Consider the following 18,489-nt stretch of genomic DNA (forward strand, 5'->3'; position numbering starts at 1 on the left):
CTTGTGAAGGCGGGAAGCCTTGTTTATATAGGGGCAAAGCCAGCGCAATGTAAGGTGACGCCATGTCTGTAGACGCTCCTGAAATCAAGCATGTGAACACGAAAACCGTAGCCTGCGACGGCGACGAAGGCCCGCTCGGCCATCCGCGCGTCTATCTGACGATGAACGAAGACGGCCAGGTTGAATGCCCTTACTGCGACCGCCTCTTCATCCTTGACGGCGAACCTGTCGACGATCACCACTGATGGCTGAAACGCCGCATCTCTATCTGATCGACGGATCGGGCTATATCTTCCGCGCCTATCACGCCCTGCCGCCGATGACGCGGCCGGATGGCACGCCGGTCGGCGCCGTGTTCGGCTTTTCGAACATGCTGTTCAAGCTTATCCAGGATCTGGCCGACGGCGAGAAGCCGAGCCATCTGGCTGTGATCTTCGATGCCGCGCGCAAGACCTTCCGGTCTGACATCTACCCCGAATACAAGGCCCACCGCCCGCCCGCGCCCGAGGATCTGGTGCCGCAGTTTTCGATCATCCGGGATGCGGTGAAAGCCTTTGGCGTACCCGCGATCGAGATGGAAGGCTATGAAGCCGACGATATCATCGCGACCTACGCCAAGCAGGCAGCCGACAAAGGCTTCAAGGTCACCATCGTTTCTTCGGACAAGGACCTGATGCAGCTCGTGAACGAGCAGGTCACCATGTTCGACAGCATGAAGAACAAGCGGATCGATTACACCGGCGTCGTCGAGAAATTCGGCGTGGGACCGGACCGCGTGGTTGATGTGCAGTCGCTCTGCGGTGACAGCGTCGATAACGTGCCCGGCGTGCCGGGGATCGGCATCAAGACCGCCGCCCAGCTGATCACCGAATATGGCGATCTCGACACGCTTCTCGAGCGTGCGGGCGAGATCAAGCAGCCGAAGCGCCGCGAAACGCTTCTTGAAAATGCCGACAAGGCGCGCATGAGCCGCGATCTGGTGCGGCTGGTGAGTGACGCGCCCGTACCCTTCGGCCTTGATGACCTGATGGTCCGCGAGCCCGAGCCCGGCCCGCTTCTCGCCTTCATCGACGAGCAATCCTTCCGCTCGCTGAAGGTGAAGGTGCAGCATCATTATGCGGGCTTCCTCGATGACAATCCGACCGTCGACCCGGTAAGCGAAGCCGTCACGGTCGAGAAGGCCACCTACAGCTGCATCACCGAGATGGCAGACCTGGAGACCTGGATCGTCCGCATCATGGCGGCGGGTCAGGTGACGGTCGACACGGAAACCACGTCGCTTGATGTGATGCGCGCCGACCTTGTCGGCATCTCGCTGTCCATCGTGCCCGGCGAGGCCTGCTATATCCCCGTGGGCCACACGGGAGACGGCGACGGCATGTTTGCCGAACGCCCCCATCAGCTCGACAAGGCGGAGGTGCTGAAGCGCCTGAAACCGGTTCTTGAAGATCCGTCGATCCTGAAGATCGGCCAGAATCTGAAATACGATATTTCCATCTTCGCGCGGCAGGGCATCAATGTGGCGCCCATCGACGACACGATGCTGATGTCCTATGCGCTCGAATCGGGCTTGCACGGCCACGGCATGGACGAGCTTTCGGGTCTCCATCTCGATCACACGCCCATCTCCTTCAAGGATGTAGCGGGCAGCGGCAAATCGCAGGTGACCTTCGACAAGGTGACGCTTGAAAAAGCGACCGACTATGCCGCCGAGGACGCCGATATTACCGGCCGCCTGTGGCGCATCCTGAAGCCGCGCCTCGCCGCCGAGCAGGTGATGAGCGTTTACGAGCGGTTGGAGCGTCCGCTTGTGCCCGTGCTTTCCGCCATGGAACGCGAAGGCATAAGGGTTGATGTACCGGCACTGAAAAGCCTGTCGAACGAATTTGCGGCATCGATCCAGAAGCTTGACGAGGAAATCCAGAAGCTCGCCGGGCGGCCCTTCAATGTGCAGAGCCCGAAGCAGCTGGGCGAAATCCTTTTCGAGGACATGGGTCTCAAGGGCGGCAAGAAATCATCGAAGACCGGCGCCTGGGGCACGGGCGCCGATGTGCTTGAAGCGCTCGCCGCCGAGGGCCATGACCTGCCCGCCAAGGTGCTGGAGCACCGTCAATTCGCGAAGCTGAAAAGCACCTATACCGATTCGCTCGTCAATGATGTGAACCCGGAAACCGGCCGCATCCATACGAGCTATCATCTGGCCTCCACCACCACAGGGCGGCTGTCGTCAAACGACCCGAACCTTCAGAATATCCCGATCCGCTCGGAAGAAGGCCGCAAGATCCGCCGCGCCTTCATCGCCGAGAAAGGCTGCAAGCTGCTCTCCGCCGACTATAGCCAGATCGAGCTTCGCATTCTGGCCCACATCGCCGATATCCCGGCCCTGAAGAAAGCCTTCGCCGACGGGATCGACATTCACGCGATGACAGCGTCCGAAGTGTTCGGCGTGCCGATCGATGGCATGGACCCGATGGTGCGCCGGCAGGCCAAGGCCATCAACTTCGGTATCATCTATGGCATTTCGGCCTTCGGGCTCGCCCGCCAGCTCGGCATCGAGCGCTCGGACGCGCAGAAATATATCGAGGCCTATTTCGAACGCTTTCCCGGCATCCGCGCCTATATGGACAATACCATCGCCGCCGCCAAGGAATCGGGCTATGTGACCACCCTTTTCGGCCGCAAATGCCATATCGCGGCGCTCAGGGACAAGAACCCGATGCATCGTGCCTTCGGGGAGCGCGCTGCAATCAACGCGCCCATCCAGGGTACTGCCGCCGATGTGATCCGCCGCGCCATGATCCGTATGCCGCAAGCGCTGGTGGACGCCGGCCTTGACGACGTGAAGATGCTGCTGCAGGTGCATGACGAACTGGTGTTCGAAGCCCCCGAAGGCCGGGTTGAGGCGGCCATTCCGGTGATCCGCAAGGTCATGGAAGGCGCAGCCGCACCGGCGATTGAACTGAGCGTGCCGCTTGATGTGGATGTGGGCTTCGGTGACAATTGGGAAGAGGCGCACTGATCAGCGCGCCTCTTCTTCCTCCACGGCCCGGGCGAAATCGCGCCGGGCATCTTCGTCAAGCCAGTCGGTATAATAGCTGCGGATCTCTGCCCGGATGGCCGGATCGGCAACAAGCCGGTTGATCTCGCCGGCGATCTGCCGTCCGAGCGGGCCGCCCGAGCAGGCGAAACCACCGGGCTTCGCGACCGGCTCGCCCCTGACCGCATAGGAAACCAGTTCGGCGCCCTCTGCGGCGGCTTCTTCCCTGAGCGACTGATAGTAGATTTCCGCCGCAAGGCCGAAGGCGAAGTCGATCCTGTCGTGCCGCAACAGCAGCGAAAAACGGTCGTTGGGGATCAGCACCCGCAACCGGCCTTCGGGGTCGTTTGCCGTGCGCGTTTCGATGAATTGCTGGATCAGGGGGCTGTAGAAGCGCTGGCCCACATAACCCGCCACCAGCCTGTCGTCGTCGGCAAGGGCCCCTAGATCCACATGGCCTTCGGGGCTCACATAGGGCGCCAGCAGGGGGCGCTTGGCGCGGTTGGTGACCAGCCGGTTGACGAGCACCGGATAGAAGGAATTGCTGTAGAAGAGCACCTTTTCGCGCTCCGGCGTGCGCAGCAGGCCGCCCGTGCAGATGCCGTCGCGTTCCTGCATGGTGGCGAACATGCGCGTCACCGAACTCTGGACGTCTTCATGGCGGTATCCGGGCATGGATCTTTTGAACAGCCCGATGATCCTGTCGACATAGCCGGTGCCCTTGTCCTCACCCTTCAGGATCATCGCGGGCGGCACATCGACATAGAACCACTGCGCGACAGGCCGGTCGTCCGCCGTCGCCGCGCGACAGGCGATCGCAGGTGTCAAAACCACCAACAGGATAAGCAAGTGTCGCATCGTCTGCCCTTTCAATCTGTTTTTACCGCAGATGAGGGGGGCAGACAATCCGAGCGGGCAGGCTTCAGCCGAAGAAGGTACGAGCGCCGAGATAAAGCGCGGCCGCGAGCGTGGCCGAAAGCGGCACGGTGATGATCCAGGCCGTGGCGATGTTCATCGCCTGCCTGCGCCGTACCAGACGGCGCTTTTCCTTCTTCTCCGCCTTGGCGGCGACCTTTTCGGGCGTCGTGATCTTCGACAGTTCCCGGGCGTTGCCATTGGCCTTGTTGGCGAGATATTCGCGCAGGAACCCGACACCGAACACACCGCCAACGGCGATGTGGGTCGAGGAAACAGGCATGCCGAGCGCCGAGGCCGCAATCACGGTGATCGCTGCCGACAGCGCCACGCAGAAGGCGCGCATCTGGTTCAGCTTGGTGATTTCACCGCCGACCGTGCGGATGAGCTTCGGGCCAAAGAGCAGGAGACCGATCGAGATGCCGATGGCGCCGATCACCATCACCCACAAGGGCAGCGATACCTTGCCAGCGGCAGACGCCCCCGATTCGGCTGCACTCACGATGGCGGCAAGCGGCCCCACGGCGTTCGCCACATCGTTGGCGCCATGAGCGAAGGAAAGAAGCGCCGCCGAACAGATGAGCGGGACACGGAAGAGAAGCGACACGGATTTCTTGCGATTCTCGAGCCCGAGCGCACGGTGCGCCACATAGGGCCGCATCGCCGCCCACGAAATCACTGCAACTGCAAGGCCGACAGCCCAGACGACAGGCGCTTCCGGCTTCCAGAGATGCTTCAGGCCCTTCGAGACAAGATAGACCGTGAAGGTGCCGGCCATGATGGCCACAAGGATCGGCACCCATTTTTTCGAAGCTGCGATCATGTCCTCTTGTTCGACGATCACCAGCTTGACGAAACGCAGGAAGGCGGCAGCGATGACCCCGCCGAGAATCGGAGAAATAACCCAGCTGGCCGCAATGCCCCCCATCACCGGCCAGTTGACCATGCCGAAACCGGCCGCTGCGATCCCTGCCCCCATCACACCGCCGACAATCGAATGGGTGGTGGAAACAGGCGCCCCGAGCCAGGTGGCAAGATTGAGCCAGAGAGCCGCCGCGAGCAGCGCGGCCATCATGGCCCAAATGAAGGTGATACCGTCGGAAAAGGCGGTGGGCGAAATGATATCCTTGGAAATCGTGGACACCACGTCCCCACCCGCAAGGAGCGCACCCGCTGCCTCGAACACCGCAGCGATGACAAGCGCCCCCGCCATGGTAAGCGCCTTGGAGCCCACCGCCGGCCCCACATTGTTCGCCACATCGTTGGCGCCGATATTCATCGCCATATAGGCGCCGATCACGGCCGCTGCGATGATGAAATAGCTGACATTGGTGCCGGCATGGACCTGCGTGGCATAAAGGAAGACAAGAACGACGAAGAAAAGCGCGAGCCCGAGCTTCATGAGACCGCCCTGCTCGGCCGCGACAGCCTGTTGCACCTTCGCGACCCGTGCGACCTCGCGGTCGACCTTGTCCAGTTCCATATGTCCGCTCCTCACCCCTGGCAACGTGCCGGGCGGTTACACCACTCGGGCGGTCTGTAACAAAAGTGACATCAAAATGTAAGGATTCTTTTGGGCTGCGAGCCGACCTGTTTGCAACCCGTTGAAAGGGAAGGAAACGACCAGCCTCACATCGGGCGGATGAGCGCCTGCTTCACGAGCACATTCACCTTGCCCGGCCCCAGCCGGCGTTCGACATAAGGGGTGAGATAGGCCGAGACAAGGTCGGGGTCGATGGGCCGGTCCACCCGGAAGACCTGCCGGGCCATCTCCATTCCCGCGGCGGCGAAATCGCCTTCGATCTGCCGCAGGCGTTCGGTCACCATTGCGCTGTCATGGGCGGGGTCCTTGACCTCCAGCACCAGTTCAAGTGTCACAACGCCGATCACCCGACCCTTGTTCAGCACCGAAAGATAGATGGGCGCGAGATCAATATAGGGCTTCGGCGCTTCCTCAGCCTTCTCTTCGGCCATCGCCGGCATTGATGCCGGGCCAAACACAGGCAGGCACAATGCCAGTGCCCATGCGCGAGGCACGCGGCGCCACCATCTGTTTGCCTTGTTTTCATCATCCATGCGTCTGCGCCTCGTTCGAAACCGGGGTCCATCCTAGACCAGAAAGAAGGTCCACGACCAGACCCTGTTGGCAGGCCCGCACCTTCACGATATTGATGCATATTGCAATGTTAACTGCATTTTGCATCGATTTTTCATTGCATAATGCGAATTTCAACCCTGAGGTAGCGATGCGATTTGAAGGCGTGTGCCTTAACACGCTGGTATGTATGGCTAAATTCCGGAAACACCGGACTGGCACGGCGCTTGTAATGGTATAAGTGCCTCCCGAGCCGGGGATTGGAACAGGAAAAACTCGACCCCCAATCGTACTCCTGTTTCTGCGCCGGCCGGGAGGCACGCAGTCAGCCTTCTGAAAAGAAAAGCCGCTTCGCGAGACACCCTCGAAGCGGCTTTCTCTATTCTTGCGTCCATCAGGCCGCAGCCCCGAAATGTTGTCAGAACAGGAAACTGGTCGGGCTCGCGATCGTCGAGGCCTGCAGCCGGTTCAGCGCATCCTGGTAGTTGGCGATCTTGGCCGTCAGATAAGCGGGCGGCGGCCCGATATTGGCATTCTTCTTCGAATCTTCCAGAAGCTGCGCCTTGATCGGATCATATTCCAGCGAGCGGAACGCGCGCTGTATGGTCGAGATGGCGGTATCAAGGAGGCCCAATACATATTTGGCGGCTTTCTTGTCGCCAATATTGAGCGCCCCATCCAGCTTCAGCGAGAAGGCGCCACCGAGATTGAGCGGATTGGCCGGATCGGGCTCGGCGTCTTCTTCATCGATGCCAAGCGCTTCACTCTTGGGCAGGAGCTTGCCAGGCGTGAGGCCGATGCGCTCCAGAAGGTCCTGGTCGCCATTGCCGGCGATCAGGTCAATCGTCGAGTCCTTGGCTTCAAGCTTCAGCTTCGCACCTTCGCTGGAGGTTGACACCGTCACCGTCAGCTTGCTGAAAGCAGCAATCCGGATCTTGCGCGCGATATCGTTGAAATCATCGCCTTCGGACAGCGCGATCTTCTTTTTCGATCCGCCATCAACCGATATATAGAAATAGTCGCCCGCGCGTGCCGAGGTCTGCGTCTGCAGGTCGCGCTGCTGGTCTTCCAGAACCGTGCCCTGCGGCAGGCCGAGCGTCTCAAGCACACTGTTGCCTTTGGTGGTGAAGGCCACACCGCCGACAGTCGCCCGCGCCAGCTGCTCGCCGAACTGCTGGGTATCCTCAACGGCGCCGGACGCCCCGTCGATCCGCGTCACGAAACCGTCGTAGGAGCCGGTCTTGGCTTCGCCAGCGATGGTGCCTGCAGTCGAGCCCGCCACATAGACCTTGCCGCCGGAGACAACGACATCGGCAAGCCGGTCTGTGCCGCTTGTACCGATATAGGTCGTATAGTCCGCCGACAGCGAGCCGCCGCCATCGGTCACCTTGGCAACGAACCCGTCGTAGCCGCCAGCGAGGCTGCCGTTCTGGGCGGCAGCACCACCGGCGGTAAGTGCCGAGGTCGTCGTGCCCACGAGATAGACGTCGTTGCCATCGACCCTAAGCCCTTCGACCGAGCCACCGGTACCAAGATAGCCGAAATCGACCGTATCAATCACCGAGAAATCGGTGGCATCGAGCTTGCGGACGACGGCATTGCCGCCTTCCTCCGCCGCCACCAGGATATTGCCGTCGGCCGATACCGCCACACCTTTGATGCTCTCGTTCGAGCTGGTGCCGTAAACAGCGGACGCGAGCTTGCTGCCCGTATCGCCGTCAAGCTTCAGGAGAAGCCCGTCCTTGGCGCCGGAAAAGCCCGAGGTGGAGCTGATGCCGGCCTTGGTGTAACCGCCAAGGATGATGTCGCCCGCCGCATCAACGGCTAGGGACAGGCCGCTCGTCTCGCCTGCGGTATCGAGCTGGTACCGGAAGATCTCGTCACCGCGCTTCGAAAGCTTGGTGACGAAGGCATCGGTGCCATCAATCACGTCTTTCGTGGAAAGCGCACTGTTCGTCTGGCCTGCGACGATCACATTGTCTTCACCGTCAATGGTGATCGCATAGCCCGAGGCACTATCAGCAGCACCCAGAAGACGGGAGAAGACCACATTGCCGGTGCTGTCGAACTTGGTGAGGAACACATCCTGCGTATCGGCGGCATTGATCTGGTGGCCGAAGCTGCCAGTCGTCGTGCCGATCACATAGACATTGCCTTCGCTGTCCGTCGCGATCTTGGACGCGGACGTATCGGCATTCACGCGGTTCTTGGCATCGATATTGGTGATCGAGGTGGCGTCTTCGTCCTCGGCTTCCGCTTCTTCGGCGGCCGCGTCCTCGCCGATCACATCGGCGCGGCTTTCGGCCAGCATCTTGTCGCGCATTTCCTTGATCCGGGGATCGATGTCGTCGTCTTCCTCGTCCGAAACCAGGCCCTTGAACTCGGTACCGCCAAGATCGACGCCCGAGAAGGAGAAAGTGTCATCCACCGTAATCGTGCCGGAGAGGTTGTTCAGTTCGGTCACCCGGCTGGTGATGGCGAAGGCATCGTCAAGCTGCAACACGGCAGAAGACACATAAAGTGTGGGCTCGCTGGCTGCGGCCTCGAACTTCGCATCCTCCAGGATCGTGCCTTTCACGCGGATCGCATAATCACCGGTGCGGCTGTCCTGGGCTGCCACAAACCGGGTGGAATATTTGGAAACCGGGTTGCCCTCGCCGTCCACCATCGGGTTGCCCAGCTCGTCTTCAGCTTGCAGTGCCTCGATCTTCGAATTGATAAGGTCCGTCACCGCCTTCAGCGACAGCGTGCCGCCGATCTCGGAAAGGTCGACCGTGAAAGTGTCGCTGTCCAGCTGATCACCTGCCACACTGTTCTTCGACAGGGTGACGGTGAAAACCTCGGTGCCGGTCAGCCCTGCTACCGCATCGGTCGCAGTCTCGGCGACAGGCTTGCCATTATATTCCGAAGCGTTCTTGCCAAGGCGCGTCGTCGTCTCGGTCTTGTATTGCTTGTCGCCCAAAAACAGGTCGAGATTGTTGAGCGACGTGGAGGCGAGATAGTCGCGCACCTCGGTGAGGCCGGATTTGAAAAGCGTGTCGAGCTGCGCGATCGTCGAAGCCGTCGTCGACTTCTGCGAGGCATATTCCGCCAGCACCCGCAGGTTGTTCAGCGCCTTGTAAAGCACGAAGGTCGCCTGCTGGTCGGGGTCGCTTGCCACGCCCTTGATATCCGAATCCTTCAGATTGATGAAGGAATTGAGCCCACGCACCTCGCGCACCTGCTGCTCCAGCGAGCGCGGCGTCTCGGCATTCTCCCATGGCGGGGTGGTCAGCGTGTTGGTGGGGGTGCGCTGGTTGAGCTTGGCGCGGTCTTCTGCCGACAGGCTGTTCAGCGCGGACTGGGTGAGCTTGGCATCATTGATGGCAGAGAGAAGCGAGGTCGAAATGCCAACAATGGTCGGCCGGAAGGATTGAGTATTTCCCCCGAAAAGGCCGCCCGTACCGCTGATATTTCCAAAAAACGCCACTTTTTCGCGCCTTCTGCTTTCCGCCCTTCAGGGTCACTCACCCGGCAATTCTTGCCGATATGGACATTCTTGCCCACCGAATATTCGCAAATCGCCCAAACGACTCGGAAAAATCCGGCAAATTCTGCCGCCAGATTGCATTCCGGCGGTTTTCACCCTACATCTTTGCAAGATGCATGACAGAATCCTTTGGCTGCCAGTGGCAGCATAACGGAAAAGGCGCAGGGAGGCGAGGCCGATGACGGCAATTTTCTGGCTTATCGATACGGTCCTCGGACTATACAGCACAGCGATCATCATCTGGGTGATCATGAGCTGGCTCGTTTCCTTCGGCGTGATCAACAGCTACCAGCCCTTCGTGCGCACCGTCATGGCCTTCTTCGACGCCATCACCGCACCGATCCTGAACCCGATCCGGCGCATCATCCCGCATGTTGGCGGCTTCGATATTTCGCCGATCATCTTGCTGTTGCTGATCCATTTCCTGCGCATCTTCATCGCGACCAGCATCGCGCCCGCCCTCGGGGTCTATGGATACTGACGCCCTCAAGGCTGTGGACGGCGGGCTGACCCTCGCCGTGCGCCTGACGCCGAAGGCTGCCGCCGGGCGGATCGACGGCTGGATCAGCGATGACGCCGGCAACTTGCGCCTGAAGGTGGCCGTCACCGTCGTGCCTGAAAACGGCAAGGCGAACGCCGCGCTCATCAAGTTTCTCGCCAAAAAACTCAAGTTGCCGAAAACAGCCGTAAGGCTTATAGGGGGCGACATATCGCGGCAGAAACTGCTGTTTCTTGAAGGCCCCGCCGATGCGGACGGCCTCGCCGCGTTCCAGGAAGAGATCACTGCCCGGCTGGCCGAGCTTGCCCCTTGAGCCCCTGACCGGACCAGAACGGGAGCCCGCCCATGACCGCCAGCATCATCGATGGCAAAGCCTTTGCCGAAAAAGTCCGCGCCGGTGTGACGGCGGACGTTGCCGCCCTCAAGGCCAGGCATGGCATCACGCCAGGCCTTGCCGTCGTGATCGTCGGCGAGGATCCGGCAAGCCAGGTCTATGTGAAAAACAAGGTGAGGCAGACAGCCGACACCGGCATGAACAGCTTCCATTTCGAACTGCCCGCCGACACGAGCGAAGCCGATCTTCTGGCCCGCGTCGAGGCGCTGAATGCGGATCCGGCAGTGAACGGCATCCTCGTGCAGTTGCCGCTTCCCAAGCAGATCGACGAAGCCAAGGTGATCGCCGCCATCGACCCTGCCAAGGATGTGGACGGCTTCCATGTGGTGAACTCCGGCCTGCTGGCAACGGGCGGCCGTGGCCTTGTGCCCTGCACGCCGCTTGGCTGCCTGCTGATGCTGCAGGACGCGCTTGGCGATCTTTCAGGCCTCAAGGCTGTTGTCGTCGGTCGCTCCAACATCGTCGGCAAGCCGATGGCGCAGCTCCTGCTGGACGCCAACTGCACCGTCACCATCGCGCACAGCCGCACGAAGGATCTGCCCGGCGAAGTGAAAGCCGCCGATATCGTGGTCGCCGCTGTCGGCCGGCCCGAAATGATCAGGGGCGACTGGATCAAGCCTGGGGCCACCGTGATCGACGTTGGCATCAACCGTATCGCGGCCCCGGAAAAGGGCGAAGGCAAGACCCGGCTTGTGGGCGACGTGGCCTTTGACGAAGCGGCAGCCGTCGCCGGGCGCATCACGCCGGTGCCGGGTGGTGTGGGGCCGATGACCATCGCCTGCCTTCTCCGGAACACCGTGACGGCCACTTGCCGCCAGCACGGGCTTGACCCGAAGGCCATCTGACGCCACCCTGTGGCGCAGTTCCGCCCAACTTCATCAGGGATAACGGGTTTTCGCCATGCTCGACGCGTTTGCAACCGCTTTCATCACGCTTTTCGTCATCGTAGACCCGGTGGCCATCGCGCCCGTGTTCGCAAGCCTCACGCAGGACGCGCCGAAGGATCACCAGCGCAAGATGGCGATCAAGGGTGTGGTCGTCGCGACCGGCATCCTTTTCTTCTTCGCGCTCGTGGGCAAACCCTTCCTTGGCGCCATGGGCATTTCGATGGACGGCCTCAGGGTCGCCGGCGGGATCATGCTTTTCATCATCGCGCTTGAAATGGTGATGGAAAAGCGCTTCGAGCGTAAGGAAGAAAGCGCCCACAAGATGGAAGACTATTTCGAGGATATCTCGGTCTTCCCGCTTGCCCTGCCGCTCCTTGCCGGCCCCGGCTCCATTGCCACTGTCATGCTGTTGATGACCAATGTGGAAAACGATCTACCCGGGCAGCTCATGGTTTATCTGGCCCTTGGCCTGACCATGCTCATCACGCTCGGTTTCCTGTTCGCCGCCGGCAAGGTGATGCGCGTGCTTGGACCCTCGGTCAACGGGGTGATCACCCGCGTGCTCGGCATCATTCTGGCTGCCTTGGCCGGCCAGTTCGTCCTTGACGGCCTGAGAAATACCTTCGTCGGCGGCTGACGCCGGCTGAACCCTCCCCCCGAGAAGAAACTGGAGTTCACGTTGAAACAGCTACCCCTTCTTGCCACAGCGCTTTTCTTGCTTGCCGCGTGCGATACCGAAAGCGAGGCCCCTGCGTCGGCCCCGTATCTGATCAATGAAGCGGCCTACAAGGAAAGCGTCGCCACGCTATCGTCCGACGAGTTCGGCGGTCGCGGCCCGGCGACGCCCGGCGAGGACAAGACGGTCGAATTCATCGCGAAAGCCTTTGCGGACGCCGGCCTGAAGCCAGCGAACAATGGCAGCTACGAGCAGCAGGTGCCGCTCGTTTCCATCGAGGCACTGGGGGCGCCAATGCTTTCCGTGACCGGTGGCAGCGAGCCGCTCGCCCTCGCCTACCGCGCCGATCAGGTGATCTGGACCCGCCGCGAGCAGGAAACAATCGCTGTCGCGGACGCCGAGCTTGTGTTCGTAGGCTATGGCATCAACGCACCGGAGCGGAACTGGAACGATTATGAAGGCGTCGACATGACCGGCAAGATTGCCGTCATCCTCGTCAACGATCCGGGTTTTGCCACCGGCGACGCGAAGCTCTTCAACGGCAAGGCCATGACCTATTATGGCCGCTGGGACTATAAATTCGATGAAGCTGCGCGTCAGGGTGCCATCGGCGCCATCCTGATCCATGAAACCGCTCCCGCAGCCTATGGCTGGGTGACGGTCGACAGCAGCTGGACCGGCGCCAAGTTCGGTCTCGTGCGCGAAGATAAGGGCGCCTCGCTTTCCGCCTTCGAAAGCTGGATCACCACCGAGTCCGCCGACAAGCTGTTCGCGGCCGCAAGCCTTGATCGCCGCGCCCTTGAAGCCGCTGCCCTGAAGCCCGGCTTCAAGGCCGTGCCGATGAACCTCGCTGCCTCAACCGAGTTTTCGAACAAGGTGGACCATGTGACCTCGCGCAACGTCGCCGGCATCGTCGAGGGCAGCGAGAAGCCGGACGAATATTTCGTCTATATGGCGCACTGGGACCATCTCGGCACCGATCCCTCGATCGAGGGCGACGGCATCTATAATGGCGCGCTTGATAATGCCACCGGCACGGCCGGCCTTATCGAGCTTGCCCGTGCCTTCGCCGGCGCGCGCGAGAAGCCGAAGCGTTCGGTGCTGTTTGTGGCCGTGACGGCGGAAGAACAGGGCCTTCTGGGCTCGGCTTACTATGCCGCCCATCCGCTCGTCCCGCTCGCCAAAACCGTTGCCGGGCTCAATATGGACGGCATCAACAATTTCGGCCGCACGAAGGATGTCACCGTCACCGGTTATGGTAATTCGGAGCTTGACGGCCTTCTCGCGAAAGCGGCCGAAAAGCAGGGCCGCGTGATCGTGCCCGACGCACATCCCGAACATGGCGGCTTCTACCGGTCGGACCATTTCTCGCTGTCGAAACGCGGCGTGCCGATGATCTACCCCGGCAGCGGCACCGACCATGTGGAGCGCGGCAAGGCCTATGTGGCGGCTGTCGAGGAAGCCTTCCTGCGCGATCATTATCACGCCGCGTCCGACGAACTGACGGACGACTGGGTGTTTGACGGCGCAATCGAAGACCTGACGCTTTATTACCACTTTGGCCGCTCGATCACCGATACCGGCATCTGGCCCGCCTGGAACGAAGGCACCGAGTTCAAGGCCGCCCGCGAGGCAAGCCTCAAGGGCTCAGACAAGGCTCAGTAAGGCCACAAGCGTGACGGCCGAAAGGCCGGTGGAAATCAGGACGGTGCTGGCGGTACGCCGCGGCGCCGTCTGGTAGCGGGCAGCGATGGTGTAGGGGATGATCCCCGTGGGTAGCGCCGCCATCACCGTCGCCACGCCGACCCATAGAGGCGGCAGATCCAGCACAAAATGCAGAAGGGCATAAACCGCGACCGGTACGCCGAGGAGCTTCAGTGCCGTGGCGGTGAGCGCCGGGCGCAAGTCACCCGCGATACTGACCCCCGCAAGCGACATGCCGCCCGCAAAAAGACCGACAGGGGCAGCAGATGCGCCGAAAAGGCCGGTCAGCCGGTCGAGCCACGCTGGCACCGGGATTTCAAGCCCCGTCCAGACAAGGGCGGTGCCGAGCGCCATCAGGATCGGGTTTGAAACCACGCTGATGGCGGTCGCCCTGATCATCGCATGCGATATGGCGCCAGCCTTGGCGCGTTCCATCACGAAAGTGGTGGCGGTGACAAGTGTGAGCGAGTGGAAGGCGAGGATCATCAGGTAAAGCCGCACGCCTTCCGGCCCGAACTTGCCTTCGATGATGGGGTAGCCGATGAACATGCCGTTCGCGAAGCAGACGGACAGCGCAAACACCCCCTGCTCGGCAAGGCTGCTGCCGAAGATGAAGCGGGTGATGAACATCGAAGCGATATAGACAAGCGCCAGCGCGCCATAATAGCCGCCGACCATCAGCATCTCGTGCCCGCCCGGCAGAGGCCTGACCGCAATCGAATGGAACAAGAGGCACGGCACGGCGATAAGCATCACATAGCGCATCAGCGCGGGCGTGACGCTTTCGTCAAACAACCCGCGCCGGCCAAGCCCGTAGCCGAGCATCATCGCGAGGAAAACCGGCGCGATGATGGTCAGGATCTCGGCCATGCTGTGTTGTTACCCCTTCAGCGTGCCGCGCTGCTTCAGGAGCTTGAGGCGGAGCGCGTTCAGCTTGATGAAGCCGGCGGCGTCGCGCTGGTCATAAACCGCGTCTTCCTCGAAGGTGACGTGGGCGAGCGAATAGAGGCTGAAGGGGCTCTTGCGGCCAACAATCGTGGCCGAGCCCTTGTAGAGCTTCACGCGCACGGTGCCGGTGACAAACTCCTGGCTCTTGTCAATGAGGGCCTGCAGCATCTCGCGCTCCGGGCTGAACCAGAAGCCGTTATAGATAAGCTCGGCATAGCGCGGCATGATCTCGTCCTTCAGGTGCGCCGAACCCTTGTCGAGCGTGACCTGTTCGATACCGCGGTGAGCCATCAGGAGGATGGTACCACCGGGGGTCTCGTAAATGCCGCGCGACTTCATGCCGACGAAACGGTTCTCCAGGAGATCAAGACGTCCGATGCCATGCTTGCCGCCAAGCTCGTTGAGCTTGGTAAGGAGCGTGGCCGGGCTCATCTTCACGCCGTCGATGGCGACGGGATCACCCTTTTCGAACTCGATTTCCACATATTCGGGCGTATCGGGGGCAGCTTCCGGCGAAACCGTGCGGCTGTAGACGAACTCTTCCGCCTCTTCCCACGGATTCTCCAGTGCCTTGCCCTCGCTTGAAGTATGCAGGAGGTTGGCGTCGACCGAGAAGGGCGCTTCGCCGCGCTTGTCCTTGGCGATCGGAATCTGGTTCTTTTCGGCAAACTCGATGAGCTTGGTGCGGCTCGTCAGGTCCCACTCGCGCCAGGGAGCGATCACCTTGATGCGTGGGTTGAGGGCATAATAGCCAAGCTCGAACCGGACCTGGTCATTCCCTTTGCCGGTGGCGCCGTGGCACACGGCATCGGCACCCACCATCTCGGCGATTTCGATCTGGCGCTTGGCAATCAGCGGCCGGGCAATCGAGGTGCCAAGGAGATAAAGGCCTTCGTAAAGCGCGTTGGCACGGAACATCGGGAACACGAAATCGCGGACAAATTCCTCGCGCAGGTCTTCGATGAAGATTTCCTTGATGCCGAGAAGTTCGGCTTTCTTGCGCGCGGGCTCCAGCTCTTCGCCCTGGCCGAGGTCAGCCGTGAAGGTCACGACCTCGCAGCCATAGGTGGTCTGCAGCCATTTGAGAATGATCGAGGTGTCGAGGCCGCCCGAATAGGCGAGGACAACTTTCTTGATCTTGTCCGACATTGGTGGGGAACTCCCGGAATGAAAGTATGTAAGCGGTGCGCGAGTATAGCGGCGCTTCGGGGTCGGTCAATCGCTTTAAACGGCTATTTTCCTACCATTTCGGCCCTATTTCGGCACCGCCCACACCAGATATCGCCCCTTGCCACCCGCGGTGATCGCATCGAACGGAAAACAGGTGACAAGAAGTAGCCCGGCTTCGTCGCCGCCGCCCGGCACATAAAGCGCGTCCTCGTTTGCCACCCAGTGGCGCTCTACCCGCCATTCGCGCGTGTGCCCACCCGGTTCCGCCGTCACGATCAGATCGCCTTCGATAAGGCGGCCAAGTGCGGCGAAATGCGTGTCCCGGTGGCCAAACACCAGATGTGCCGCCCCCATGCGCTGGTGCACGGGACCAAAGGCAAGCGCGCGCATCGTGGCGCCTTCAAGCACGAAACGATCCAGTCCCACGGCGGGGGCTGTCAATTGCCAGCGCGGCGGCGCATCGGCCCACGGCCACGGCTTTTCCGGCTTGCCGGTTTCGGCCGAGCGTTCGAAGGCCGCTTCGATCAGCACGGGGGCGGCGAAGGCCTTGGCGGCAATGAGCCCGGCCCTGCCCCCTTCGACAAGCGCGACGAGGGCCAAGGCCCCCGCCGCCGCACCATAAAGCCAGCGCTTCATGCCGTCCGCCGCCGGGCGAGGGCATAGAAGAAGCACGCGGCCAGAAGGGCAAGGAACGCAGCATAGGCATGAAGGCCAAGACCCGCCGCCGTTTGCGGCCCGAAGAATTGTTTCGCACTGGTGCCTTCGGGCAAGTTGCCTTCAGCGACCTGACGGTCCAGCCCCTCATTTTCCGGCCGGCTGATCTTTTCTTCGACCGCCACGAAGCTCGTGTAGGGGGTGAGAAGCCGGTGTTCGAGCGCGATATCGACAATCGCCTGCCGGTTGGCATCAATGTCGCGCCGGATGGCGGCATCGTCCATCAGCCCTTCGACCTTGCGCCGCGCCCAGAGGCTCGCAATACCCTTGCCCTTCTCCGCACTTGCCGGATCAAGGCTTGTCTGCCACGGCCGCCCGGTGCCGTCCGTGCCCTTCAGGACAAGCGGCCCGCTGCCGCCGGCTTTCAGGGCGAAAACAACAGGCCGCGTGCCATAAAGATCGGGCAGTGCCGTCGGCGCCATGTCGACACCCTGAGCATCAAGCGCGAGGCCGGTGAGTGACGGCCGCGCCATATCGGCATAGAGCGCCTTCATGGCTTCTGCCGCCTTCGTCAGGTCATCGATCTGGATATGGATGCCCCGGCCCATTTCAGCGGCCTTGCGCATGAACCAACCGTTGGGGGCGGGGCCAACACCGACCGTGAAGAGGCGGGCCTTTCCGGCCCCCGCCTTCACCTGCGCAAACAGGGCGGCTTCATCGCCAACCGCCCCATCGGTGAGGAAAAGGATCTGGCGCAGGGTCTCGCCCTCGCCGGTCTGGTTCAGGGCCGCGGCGAGCGCTGGTGCCATCTCGGTACCGCCATCGGCAGCGAGCCCCATGACCCATTCCTTCGCCTTGTGGAGCGTTTCGGGGGTGGCCGTGCGCAGGGAACCGAACAGTGGATGAAGCGCGCTTTCAAACGCGATGATATCGAACCGGTCCTCCGGCGCCATCAGGTCGAGCCCCGACAGGAGCGCTACCTTTGCTTCCATGATCGAACGCCCGCTCATCGAGCCCGAGATATCGATCACGAAGGTCACATCGCGCGGCGGTACGGCACGCGGGGCATCGCCGCGCGGCGGCAGCACAAGGCCCAGAAGATAGCTTTCCTCTTCCTTCGTTTCGCGGAACAGCATGGCCGCCGGCATTTCGCCCGCCCGGTACCGCCAGTTGAGGATCAGGTCGCGGTTCGCGGGTTCGGTTCCCGCCGCCAGCTCGGCCTTCAATGTTTTGCCCTCGCCGGTGATATCGAGCTTGTGCGACGGGCTCTCGATCGCGTCGATGGCATGGGAAGCTCCGAAGCTCGCGTGGAAGCTTGTGGGGTTCGCCTTGCCGTCTGCCGAATAGAAAACCTCGCCTTCAAAAAAACGGTCTGCTACGCGCGGGGTGGCTTTCACTTCCGAATGGTAACGCGGGGTGATGGCTTGCGGCAGTCGCCAGCGGAAGGTATCGCCTTCCATGCCCGCCATCGACTGCAGGCCGATTTCAACCGTCACGTCACCATGTGGCGGGATGTTGCCGACGAGCGTTGCAAAAATGTTCGGCCGGTATTCGCGCAGGAGCGCGGCTTTCTTGCCGGCGCGAACGGCCTCGTTATAGGTGCGCTGGGCTTCTTCCTTCTCCTTGATGGTCCCGACGATGCGCCGGTCACCGACCGTCAGCACCATCGTATCGACCGCTGCATTATCGGGTAGCGGAAAGCGAAAAAGCCCCTCGCTCCAGAAATCGCTGTCGTTACGGAAGGTTTGCTTCACGGTCAGTCGTACAATAGGTCCGGAGATCTCGGCGCCGATATCGCTTGAAACCATCAATGCGGGGCGGGTGACCTCCGGCTTGCCTTCGGGCTCCATCGCGCGGATTTCCATCCCGGCGTTCGGGACCGTGCCGGTGGAGGCCTGACCGGGCGAGAGGCCGGCCGCGATGGAGAGAAAGAAGATACAAAGGAAACGCACGACTGGGCCGGTTTGCATGGCCGCCTCCT

The 18,489-nt window shown here is 61.6% G+C and carries 15 protein-coding genes; 7 read left to right on the forward strand and 8 right to left on the reverse strand.

Features of this window, described 5'->3' with window-relative positions; all coding sequences use genetic code 11:
- The first annotated feature begins 62 nt into the window (after nt 1–62).
- Together OU694_RS10085 and polA are read left to right on the forward strand one after the other, a co-directional pair.
- Nucleotides 63–245 (forward strand): zinc-finger domain-containing protein, encoded by a 183-nt coding sequence (locus OU694_RS10085; protein WP_289504150.1) that lies wholly within the window; start codon nt 63–65, stop codon nt 243–245.
- On the forward strand, nt 245–3,019 hold the full coding sequence (polA, locus tag OU694_RS10090; protein ID WP_308910877.1) for a DNA polymerase I: 2,775 nt from the start codon (nt 245–247) through the stop codon (nt 3,017–3,019). Before OU694_RS10085 ends, polA begins: the two co-directional genes overlap by 1 nt.
- Here the strand turns inward: polA and OU694_RS10095 are convergent, their stop codons facing one another.
- From OU694_RS10095 to OU694_RS10110, 4 genes are all read right to left on the reverse strand, one after another.
- Nucleotides 3,020–3,895, reverse strand: coding sequence for a hypothetical protein (locus tag OU694_RS10095; RefSeq protein ID WP_308910878.1), 876 nt, complete (start codon nt 3,893–3,895; stop codon nt 3,020–3,022).
- Nucleotides 3,896–3,959: 64 nt separating this feature from the next.
- Complete coding sequence (locus tag OU694_RS10100) at nt 3,960–5,435, reverse strand: inorganic phosphate transporter (protein WP_308910879.1); 1,476 nt, start codon at nt 5,433–5,435, stop codon at nt 3,960–3,962.
- A 146-nt stretch (nt 5,436–5,581) separates the two neighbouring features.
- Nucleotides 5,582–6,028, reverse strand: coding sequence for a hypothetical protein (locus OU694_RS10105; RefSeq protein ID WP_308910880.1), 447 nt, complete (start codon nt 6,026–6,028; stop codon nt 5,582–5,584).
- Nucleotides 6,029–6,465: 437 nt separating this feature from the next.
- Nucleotides 6,466–9,516, reverse strand: coding sequence for an SBBP repeat-containing protein (locus tag OU694_RS10110; RefSeq protein WP_308910881.1), 3,051 nt, complete (start codon nt 9,514–9,516; stop codon nt 6,466–6,468).
- Between the two features lie 238 nt (nt 9,517–9,754).
- On the opposite strand from OU694_RS10110, the gene OU694_RS10115 reads away from it, so the two are divergent.
- Genes OU694_RS10115 through OU694_RS10135 form a run of 5 tightly spaced genes read left to right on the forward strand, consistent with a single transcriptional unit; the run spans nt 9,755 to nt 13,697 of the window.
- Complete coding sequence (locus tag OU694_RS10115; protein ID WP_308910882.1) at nt 9,755–10,057, forward strand: YggT family protein; 303 nt, start codon at nt 9,755–9,757, stop codon at nt 10,055–10,057.
- Nucleotides 10,047–10,388 (forward strand): DUF167 domain-containing protein, encoded by a 342-nt coding sequence (locus tag OU694_RS10120; protein ID WP_308910883.1) that lies wholly within the window; start codon nt 10,047–10,049, stop codon nt 10,386–10,388. Before OU694_RS10115 ends, OU694_RS10120 begins: the two co-directional genes overlap by 11 nt.
- A 32-nt stretch (nt 10,389–10,420) precedes the next feature.
- Nucleotides 10,421–11,314 (forward strand): bifunctional methylenetetrahydrofolate dehydrogenase/methenyltetrahydrofolate cyclohydrolase FolD, encoded by an 894-nt coding sequence (gene folD, locus OU694_RS10125; protein WP_308910884.1) that lies wholly within the window; start codon nt 10,421–10,423, stop codon nt 11,312–11,314.
- A 55-nt stretch (nt 11,315–11,369) separates the two neighbouring features.
- Nucleotides 11,370–11,993, forward strand: coding sequence for a MarC family protein (locus tag OU694_RS10130; RefSeq protein WP_308910885.1), 624 nt, complete (start codon nt 11,370–11,372; stop codon nt 11,991–11,993).
- A gap of 42 nt (nt 11,994–12,035) precedes the next feature.
- Entirely contained in the window at nt 12,036–13,697 is a 1,662-nt protein-coding gene (locus OU694_RS10135; RefSeq protein WP_308910886.1) for a M28 family metallopeptidase, read from the forward strand.
- Here the strand turns inward: OU694_RS10135 and OU694_RS10140 are convergent.
- The 4 genes from OU694_RS10140 to OU694_RS10155 all read right to left on the reverse strand — a co-directional run bounded on the left by OU694_RS10140 (nt 13,680) and on the right by OU694_RS10155 (nt 18,478).
- Nucleotides 13,680–14,606 (reverse strand): AEC family transporter, encoded by a 927-nt coding sequence (locus tag OU694_RS10140; protein WP_308910887.1) that lies wholly within the window; start codon nt 14,604–14,606, stop codon nt 13,680–13,682. The two genes, OU694_RS10135 and OU694_RS10140, sit on opposite strands and share 18 nt — an antisense overlap.
- A gap of 9 nt (nt 14,607–14,615) precedes the next feature.
- Nucleotides 14,616–15,833 (reverse strand): argininosuccinate synthase, encoded by a 1,218-nt coding sequence (locus tag OU694_RS10145; protein ID WP_308910888.1) that lies wholly within the window; start codon nt 15,831–15,833, stop codon nt 14,616–14,618.
- A 105-nt stretch (nt 15,834–15,938) separates the two neighbouring features.
- The gene (locus tag OU694_RS10150) at nt 15,939–16,490 is read right to left on the reverse strand and encodes a sortase domain-containing protein (RefSeq protein ID WP_308910889.1); all 552 of its coding nucleotides are present in this window, start codon (nt 16,488–16,490) and stop codon (nt 15,939–15,941) included.
- Entirely contained in the window at nt 16,487–18,478 is a 1,992-nt protein-coding gene (locus tag OU694_RS10155) for a marine proteobacterial sortase target protein (RefSeq protein ID WP_308910890.1), read from the reverse strand. Before OU694_RS10155 ends, OU694_RS10150 begins: the two co-directional genes overlap by 4 nt.
- Nucleotides 18,479–18,489 lie beyond the last annotated feature (11 nt).

Origin of the sequence: Pseudokordiimonas caeni, assembly GCF_026719705.1 — a bacterium.
GTDB lineage: Bacteria > Pseudomonadota > Alphaproteobacteria > Sphingomonadales > Kordiimonadaceae > Gimibacter > Gimibacter caeni.